Raw genomic sequence first — 6,256 nt, forward strand, 5'->3', positions numbered from 1 at the left:
GGCATGAAAAAGCCCGGGGCCATTACGGTGGCACCGGGCTTTTTTCGTTTTGCCCGACTCAGTTGGCGGCGAGCGGATCGTCCTGCGACAGAATGGCCTGGGCCAGTTCTTCGTCACCGATCTGCAGGCCCGGGTTGGCCTGGCGCACTTGCTGCAGGGCCGACTCGACGTAGGCACCACGGATCGCGCCACCGCTGGCGACGAAGGCCGACAGGTCGTCACGGGCTGGCAGGATGCGCTTGTCGTCTTTGAAGGTGGAGTAGAGCGACGCGGATACACCGGCCGAGGTGGCGACATCACGGCCATCGACACGGGCAAAGGCTGCGCCGGCAGGCAACAGGAGCATGAGAGCAGGAACGAGAATGAGCTGACGCATGGCGAAACCTCCGGAAGGAATAGGGGTGCCGAGAATGGACACGCCTTTTTGAGCCCCGAACGGGGGGTGAGTTCAACCGCCGTTGCCGTCCCAGGGTTGGCGTGCTAGAACCCCACCTGCCATTTGCCAGCGCGATGCCCCCATGCCTGCCATCACCCAAGCCAATAGAGCCTTGTTCGATCTCGACTTGCTGCGCGCTGTAGTGGTAGTCGCCGACTGCGGCAGCTTCACCACCGCCGCCGCGCGCCTGCATTCCACCCAATCGACCATCAGCCAGAAAGTCCGCCGCCTGGAAGACATGGTCGGCCACCGCTTGCTGGTGCGCGGCAACCGCGACGTGCTGCCCACCGACGCCGGGCAGACCTTGCTCGGTTACGCCCGGCACATGCTCGCGCTCAACGACCAGATGCTCGAAGCCCTGGCCGGCGCGCGGGTCGGGGTGACCGTGCGCCTGGGTGTGCCGGAAGACTTCGTCGGCGGCCCCACGACCACCGCCCTGGCGGCGTTCGCCCGGCAGCATGCGCAGGTCAAGCTCGAAGTCACCAGCGGCCTGTGCCGCGACCTCAGCCAGGCCTACGACAACGGCGAGCTCGACCTGGTCCTGCTCAAGCAGCGGCGCAACGCCCGCGACAGCGTGGCGCGCTGGCCCGAGCGCCTGCAATGGGTCGACAGCGCCCACGCACCGGCCTTCGGCCTCGATCCTGTGCCCCTGGTGACCTTTCCGCCGCGCGGGTTGTACCGCGACGACATGATCAACGCGCTGGAAGCCATGGGCCGTGCGTGGCGCATCAGCTTCACCAGTTCCAGCCTCAGCGGCTTGCAGGCGGCGGTAGCCGACGGCATGGGCATCAGCCTGCTGCCGCCGCGCGCGGCGACAACCATGCACCGCGTGCTGGGCGCCGGGGAAGGGCTGCCCGAGGTGGACAGCTATGAGATCGTCCTGGTCCATCGTCCTACCGCCGACGTCATGGTCAAGGCCCTGGCCGAGGTGCTCGGCGATCTGCTGCACGGCGCCGCCGGCTGATCCCGACCGCACCCCTCGGCCTGCGCAGAGTCCATCTGGAAGGTGCCTACGGCCAGCGCCCCGAATCGGCCTCGCGGGTCTGCACAAAAGGCGTGATCGGCAATGCCGTTCGTTGAACCGAAGGTCAATGACCGGGGCCGCTTTGCAGCCCATCGCGGCCCAGCGCTGCGCAATTGTCATCGGGCGAGCCGACCGCTCGCCTCGCCCGTTCACTCCCAAGGACGCCCCATGCTGCTCATCGAAAAGCTGCACAAAACCTATCCCACGGCGCAGGGCCCGTTGCCGGTGCTGCAAGGCGTCGATCTGCACCTCGACGCCCACAGCAGCCTGGCCTTGATGGGCGAATCGGGGAGCGGCAAGAGCACCTTGCTGCACCTGATCGCTGGCCTGGACCGGGCCGACAGCGGGCGCATCCTCATCCACGGCCAAGCCCTCGATGCGCGCAGCGAGGCGGGGCTTGCGCAGTGGCGGCGCGAATCCATCGGCCTGGTGTTCCAGCAGTACAACCTCATCCCCAGCCTGGACGTGGCCAGCAACCTCAGCTTCCAGGCGCGCCTGGCCGAACGTCACGACCCCACCTGGGCCACCTATCTGGCCGAACGCCTGGGCTTGAATATGCTGTTGCGGCGCTACCCCGAGCAGCTCTCGGGCGGGCAGCAGCAGCGCGTGGCCATCGCCCGCGCGCTGGCTGGGCGCCCGGCGCTGTTGTTGGCCGACGAACCCACCGGCAGCCTCGACGAAGGCAGCAGCGAAGAAGTGCTGGCGCTGATGCTGCAATTGATCGAGGAGGCTGGCAGCAGCGTGCTGATGGTCACCCACAGCGAACGTCTGGCCGAGCGCTTGCAACTGCGTTGCCGCTTGCAGGCCGGACGGGTACTGCCCGAGCCGTGCCGATGAACGCCTTGCGCATCGCCCTGCACACGCTGCTCAGCCATTGGCGCCGGCACCGCCTGCAAGGGGTGAGCATTTTTCTCGGCCTGTGCCTGGCCACTACCTTGTGGACCGGCGTGCAGGCGCTCAACAGCCAGGCGCGCAGCGACTACGCGCGGGCCAGCGCGGTGCTGCGCACGGCCAGCCAGGTGCAACTGCTGGGGCGTACCCACGAGCATTTCGACCAGAGCCTGTACGTGCGCCTGCGCCTGCTCGGCTGGCCGGTCAGTCCGGTGCTGGAAGGGCGCGTCGCCCTGGCCGGCGACGCGCAACTGAGCGTACGCCTGATCGGCATCGAGCCTCTGAGCCTGCCCAGCGGCTTCAGCGTGGCCGGCACCCGCGCCGAAGGCTTCGACCTGCCGGCCTTCATCGGTGCTGACGGGCAGACCTGGATCGGCCCGGACACCTTGCGCCGACTGGGACTGCGCGAAGGCGACAGCGCCAGCACCGCCGAGGGCATCCGCTTGCCGCCCCTGCACGTGCAGGCGGGCCTGGCGCCGGGCGTGGTCATCGTCGACATCGGCCAGGCGCAGCGCGTCTTGCAGGCGCCGGGGCAGGTGTCGCGGTTGTTGTTGGACGGTGCTGCACGGCCTTTGCCGAGCGAGTTCGACGCGCAACTTCGCGTGGCGCCCGCCGAGGACGACGGCGACTTGCAGCGGCTGACCGAAAGCTTCCACCTGAACCTCACGGCGCTGGGCCTGCTGGCGTTCGTGGTGGGCCTGTTCATCGCCCATGCGGCCATCGGCCTGGCCTTGGAACAGCGTCGCGGCCTGATCCGCACCTTGCGCGCCTGCGGCGTCAACCTGCGCACGGTACTGGCCGCGCTGGCGCTCGAACTCGGCCTGTTCGCCGTGCTCGGCGGGCTGGCCGGTGTGGCGGGCGGCTACCTGTTGGCGGCCGCCTTGCTGCCTGACGTAGCCGCTAGCATGCGCGGCCTGTACGGCGCGCAAGTGGCCGGGCAATTGAGCCTGTCGCCGGCCTGGTGGGCCAGTGGTCTGCTGGTCAGCGTGGCCGGCGCCTTGCTGGCCGGCATCAGCGCGGTCTGGCGTGCCGCCCGACTGCCGCTGCTGGCCTTGGCCCAGGCGCAAGCCTGGCGCCGGGCCCAGGGGCCATGGCTGCGTCGCCAGGCCTTGGCCTCGCTAGGACTGGCACTGGTCGCCGTCGGTTGCTGGGCCTGGGGGCAGGGGCTGCCCAGCGCTTTCACGTTGATGGCCTGCCTGATGCTGTCGGCGGCGCTGCTGTTGCCGCTGCTGCTCGATCTTCTGTTGGCGGGGCTGGCGCGCTTGTGCCGACGGCCGCTGGCGCAGTGGTTCGTCGCCGACAGCCGGCAGCAGTTGCCCGCGCTGAGCCTGGCGCTGATGGCGTTGCTGCTGGCCCTGGCCGCCAGCGTCGGCGTGGGCAGCATGACCGAAGGCTTTCGCCGCACCTTCACCGGGTGGCTCGATCAGCGCCTGTCCGCCGACCTGTACCTGACGCCGCGCGACAGCGAGCAGGCCGAGGCCATCGACCGCTGGCTGGCCGAGCAGCCCGGCGTGACCGCGCGCCTGCCCACCTGGCGCACCGAACTGCGCTTGCAACAGTGGCCGGCGCAGGTGCAGGGAATCGTCGATGCACCCTGGTACAGCCGGCATTGGCCGCTTCTGGCGCAACGGGACGATGCTTGGACGCAGTTGGCCGCCGGCACTGGGCTGATGCTCAGCGAGCAATTGGCGCGCCGTCTGCGCGTGGAGCTGGGCGACAGCGTCGAGCTGCCCGTCGCGAACGGCGCCGCCCCACGACCGCTGACCGTGGTCGGGCTGTACGCCGACTACGGCAACCCAAAAGGCCATGTGCTGGTCGGCGCGCCCTGGCTGCGCGCCCATGTGCCGCAAGCCAGCCTCAGCGGCATCGCCGTGGCCGTGGCGCCTGGGCAGCTGACCCCGTTGCAGCAACAGCTGCAACAGCGCTTCGAGCTGGGGCCGAGCCGTCTGGTGCAGCAGGCTACTTTGAAGGCGTGGTCGACTGAGGTGTTCAGCCGTACCTTCGCCGCCACCGCGGCGCTCAATACCCTGACCCTCGGCGTGGCTGGCCTGGCTTTGTTCATCAGCCTGCTGACCCTCGGTCAGAGCCGCCTCGGGCAATTGGCGCCGCTATGGGCATTGGGGGTAGGGCGCTTGCGTCTGATCGGCCTGTCCCTTGGGCAAACGCTGCTGCTGGCCAGCCTCACCGTACTCCTGGCCATGCCCTTGGGGCTGTTGCTGGCCTGGTGTCTGGTGGCAGTGGTCAACGTGCAGGCCTTCGGCTGGCGCCTGCCGTTGATGATCTTCCCCGGGCAACTGCTGCAACTGGCAGGCCTTGGCCTGTTTACCAGCCTGGCGGCCAGCGCCTGGCCGCTCTGGCAACTGGCGCGTCGCCAGCCGGCCGACCTGTTGAGGACCTTCACCCATGAAGCGTGAATGCTGCCTGCTGCTCGGCCTGCTCCTGGCCGGATGCGACGCGCCTGAATCGACCCCGCGCAGCTACGCCGGCCTCGGCCAGGAAGCGGCCGCCTATACCCAAGTGCAGCGCGGGGTGCCTCTAGTGTTCCCACGCGACCACGGCGCGCACGACGGCTTTCGCATCGAATGGTGGTACGTCACCGCCAACCTGCGCGACGCCCAGGGCCGCGACTGGGGCGTGCAATGGACGCTGTTCCGTTCGGCGCTGCGCCCAGGTGCGGTCGAGCCTGGTTGGAGCAGCGCCAACGTGTGGATGGCCCACGCCGCGCTGACCGGGCCTGGCGGGCACCAGTCCAGCGAGCGCCTGGCCCGCGGCGGCATCGGCCAGGCCGGCGTGCAGGACGCGCCGCTGCGCGCCTGGATCGACGACTGGGCGCTGACCGGCGACGCGCAGATCCGCGACCTGAACATGCGCGCTCAGGGCCAAGGGTTCGCCTACGACCTCAACCTCGCCAGCCAAAAGCCGCTGGTGCTGCACGGCGACCAAGGCTACAGCGAGAAGTCCGGCCAGGGCCAGGCGTCGTACTACTACAGCCAGCCCTTCTACCAGGTCAGCGGGGTCGTGGAGCGTGACGGCCAGCGCATCCCGGTCACCGGCGACGCCTGGCTCGACCGCGAGTGGAGCAGCCAGCCCCTGGCGGCCGGGCAGTCGGGGTGGGACTGGTTCTCCCTGCACCTGGACGGCGGCGCCAAACTGATGCTGTTCCAGGTGCGCCAGGACCGCGGCAAACCCTACCGCGCCGGCACCTGGATCGGTGCCGACGGCCGGAGCGAGCCTTTGCAGGGCGAGCAGATCCAGCTAACGCCACAAGCCTCCACGCGTCAACGTGAAGGCCAGGTGGTACCAACCCAATGGCGCGTGCAGGTACCGGGCAAACGACTGGACATTCAAGTCAAGGCGTTGGAACCGCAGGCCTGGATGCACACGCGGTTCCCCTACTGGGAAGGCCCGGTGCGCATTGAGGGGAGTAGCGGCGGGCGCGGGTATCTGGAGATGACCGGCTACGCGCCGCCAGGATGATGCTTTTGGCATCTCCCGTTGCGCAACGAACATGGAAGCGTGGCAAAGCGCACTTGGATTGACGCCGCCTGTCGGCTTACTATGAGTGAGCTTGAAGGCTACCAATGGTCAGGCTAATAGTTAGGCATTGCCAGGGGGGCGCTTATGCAACAACGTTTCGTCATCGTACCGGCATTGCCCGTCGAAAAAGACATCCACAAACGTCGGGCTCGGGCGTGGGCCAGTCTGTGCAATCCGCGATTCGACCTGTACGACACACTTGAGAAACAACGTCTGCCGCTGAGCCTGAAGGACCGGCCGGAAGCCGAGGCCGAATGCAGCCGGCGCAATTGCCTGGGCTGAGTTCGAGAGATGCGAGGGGGTCACAACGCTCGATGGCGCGTTACCGCGAGGCAGACGGTCAACGCGTTGGAACCCCATAGAAGAAC

General features: G+C 68.4%; 6 protein-coding genes. 5 read left to right on the top strand and 1 reads right to left on the bottom strand.

The features are described from left to right. Positions 1-58: 58 nt before the first annotated feature. On the bottom strand, positions 59-376 hold the full coding sequence (locus tag B4M43_RS13305) for a DUF2388 domain-containing protein (RefSeq protein WP_296267801.1): 318 nt from the start codon (positions 374-376) through the stop codon (positions 59-61). A 142-nt stretch (positions 377-518) separates the two neighbouring features. On the opposite strand from B4M43_RS13305, the gene B4M43_RS13310 reads away from it, so the two are divergent. The 5 genes from B4M43_RS13310 (at position 519) to B4M43_RS13330 (ending at position 6,170) form a co-directional block, all read left to right on the top strand. Continuing rightward, a complete protein-coding gene (locus B4M43_RS13310) occupies positions 519-1,400 on the top strand; it encodes a LysR substrate-binding domain-containing protein (RefSeq protein WP_296267803.1) in 882 nt (293 codons plus the stop codon). A 228-nt stretch (positions 1,401-1,628) separates the two neighbouring features. Further along, positions 1,629-2,297 carry an ABC transporter ATP-binding protein gene (locus tag B4M43_RS13315; protein WP_296267805.1) on the top strand — a complete coding sequence of 223 codons (669 nt, stop codon included), beginning with the start codon at positions 1,629-1,631 and terminating at the stop codon, positions 2,295-2,297. Beyond that, positions 2,294-4,765: an ABC transporter permease gene (locus B4M43_RS13320; RefSeq protein ID WP_296267807.1), complete on the top strand. Its 2,472-nt coding sequence runs from the start codon at positions 2,294-2,296 to the stop codon at positions 4,763-4,765. The genes B4M43_RS13315 and B4M43_RS13320 overlap by 4 nt, the downstream gene beginning before the upstream one ends. Continuing rightward, positions 4,755-5,828, top strand: coding sequence for a lipocalin-like domain-containing protein (locus B4M43_RS13325; RefSeq protein ID WP_296267809.1), 1,074 nt, complete (start codon positions 4,755-4,757; stop codon positions 5,826-5,828). The genes B4M43_RS13320 and B4M43_RS13325 overlap by 11 nt, the downstream gene beginning before the upstream one ends. Before the next feature lie 144 nt (positions 5,829-5,972). Continuing rightward, positions 5,973-6,170 (top strand): hypothetical protein, encoded by a 198-nt coding sequence (locus tag B4M43_RS13330; RefSeq protein WP_296267810.1) that lies wholly within the window; start codon positions 5,973-5,975, stop codon positions 6,168-6,170. The last annotated feature ends 86 nt before the right edge of the window (positions 6,171-6,256 follow it).

Source organism: Pseudomonas sp. UBA6562 (assembly GCF_002434265.1).
Lineage (GTDB): Bacteria > Pseudomonadota > Gammaproteobacteria > Pseudomonadales > Pseudomonadaceae > Aquipseudomonas.